Source organism: Sphingomonas zeae, from assembly GCF_014197135.1.
GTDB classification, from domain to species: Bacteria; Pseudomonadota; Alphaproteobacteria; order Sphingomonadales; family Sphingomonadaceae; genus Sphingomonas; species Sphingomonas zeae.
This window is the reverse complement of sequence record NZ_JACIFA010000038.1, coordinates 1-1,745: the sequence shown is the minus strand read 5'-3', so window position 1 is coordinate 1,745 and position 1,745 is coordinate 1. Positions and strand designations below refer to the sequence as shown.

The following is a 1,745-nucleotide window of genomic DNA, read 5'->3' as shown; positions in this document are numbered from 1 at the left end:
CCCGCTACGATCGGTGCCCAACCGCCTTCTTCTCCGCCGTCGCCCTCGCTGCCACCATCATCTTCTGGCTTTGATCAACGAGTCCTGACCCTAGTCACGCCGATCGCAGCGAGCGCTCTTGCTCAAGGCAGCAGGCCGGCTGCATCGGCTGTAAAATCCGGCAGCGGATCGGGGACGATCACTGCCGTCGACGCGAAAGGTGGAACCGTAACCATCAAGCACGGCCCGATCCCGACGATCGGCTGGCCCGCAATGACGATGACCTTCCGGGCATCCCCCCCGACCCTGCTCAAGGGACTGCGGTCGGGGCAGCGGGTCGCATTCACCGCCAAGGCGAAGGGTATGACGGCAGAAGTTACGGCGATCAGCCCGCATTGACGACGCGTGCCGACCTTCGCGTCAGTGCGCCATCGCCAGCACGGGCGGCGCAGCGATCATCCACAGCGCCATCGCGACCATCATCAGGTTTTCGGTGAGCGAGATGAAGCCGAGCGGCACGTTGCTGTCCCCGCCCACGCACGCGCATTTCAGCTCACGCTTGTCGATGTAGACGGCCTTGAACACCGACACCGCGCCGATCGTACCGATAACGAGCGCGACGGGCACCGACAGCCAGGTCAACGCGCCGGCTGCCATCAGGACGCCCGCCGCTCCTTCCGCGTAGGGATAGACATAGGAATAGGGCACCCAGCGCTTCGCGAGCAGATCGTAGTTGAGGAACATGCTCGAGAAGCTCTCGACGTTCTGGAGCTTGAGCATCGCCAGAGCGCACATCGAGAACGCGATGAACCATTCACCCGCCCGCACCGTGAAGGGCGTGCCGAGTACCGCATAGCTGGCGGCGAGCGCCATCAGCGCCGTCATCGCGAACACGGCAATCACCGGGCGATAGGTGACGGCCTTGGGGTCGCGGACCATCTTGCCGAAGAAGCGGCGCAGATCGTCATAGCCGCCGACCCGCTCCCCGGCGATAAAGATCTGCGGGGTCGTCTTGACGCCGTGCTTCGCCTTGAAAGCGTCGGTTTCTTCCCGCGTCATCAGCCAATGGTCATCGACCGCATAGCCTTCCCGGCGCAGAAGATCCTTCGCCTTCAGCCCGAAAGGGCAGGTATGTTCCGGCATCACCATCCGGTAGATCGTCGCCTGTTTGGCGGGGGCGCTCGCCATGCCGCTTCTCCAATATCCTCGCCCCGCCTATATAGGGTCCGTACCATAGTACGGAGTCAAGGCATGACCGGCATGACGATCGCGGCGCTCGCGCGCGAGGGCGGCGTCGGCGTCGAAACGGTGCGCTACTATCAGCGTCGCGGTTTGCTGGACGAGCCAGACCGGCCGACCGGGGCTGGCGCCGGAGGCGGCATCCGGCGCTACGGCACCGATGACGCCCGCCGCCTTCGCTTCATCCGCTCGGCGCAGGCAGCCGGTTTCACGCTCGAGCAGATCGGTGAGCTTCTGGCGCTGGATGCGACCGACGATCGCGCGCGTGCGCGCCAGCTCGCCCATGAGCAGATGGCGGCGCTGGATGCGAAGATCGCCGAGCTTGAACAGGCGCGTGCTTCGCTGCGTCGGCTTGCCAGCGAGTGCGGCTCGGGATCGGCAGGGCCGTGCCCAATCCTGACAGCGTTCGATTCACCGACTGAGTGATCTTTGATTAGGGTCAGGACTCGTTGATCAAAGCCAGAAGATGATGGTGGCAGCGAGGGCGACGGCGGAGAAGAAGGCGGTTGGGCACCGATCGTAGCGGG

At 64.6% G+C, this 1,745-nt stretch carries 3 protein-coding genes; 2 read left to right on the top strand and 1 reads right to left on the bottom strand.

Features of this window, described 5'->3' with window-relative positions:
* Nucleotides 1–378, top strand: a 378-nt coding sequence (locus GGR45_RS19465; RefSeq protein WP_343051232.1) for a copper-binding protein, incomplete at its 5' end; no start/stop codon positions are given.
* Nucleotides 379–399: 21 nt separating this feature from the next.
* On the opposite strand, the gene GGR45_RS19460 is transcribed toward GGR45_RS19465, so the two are convergent.
* Entirely contained in the window at nt 400–1,167 is a 768-nt protein-coding gene (locus GGR45_RS19460) for a glutaredoxin family protein (RefSeq protein WP_017980773.1), read from the bottom strand.
* 72 nt (nt 1,168–1,239) lie between these two features.
* On the opposite strand from GGR45_RS19460, the gene GGR45_RS19455 reads away from it, so the two are divergent.
* A complete protein-coding gene (locus GGR45_RS19455; protein WP_101750172.1) occupies nt 1,240–1,644 on the top strand; it encodes a MerR family DNA-binding protein in 405 nt (134 codons plus the stop codon).
* Nucleotides 1,645–1,745: the final 101 nt, after the last annotated feature.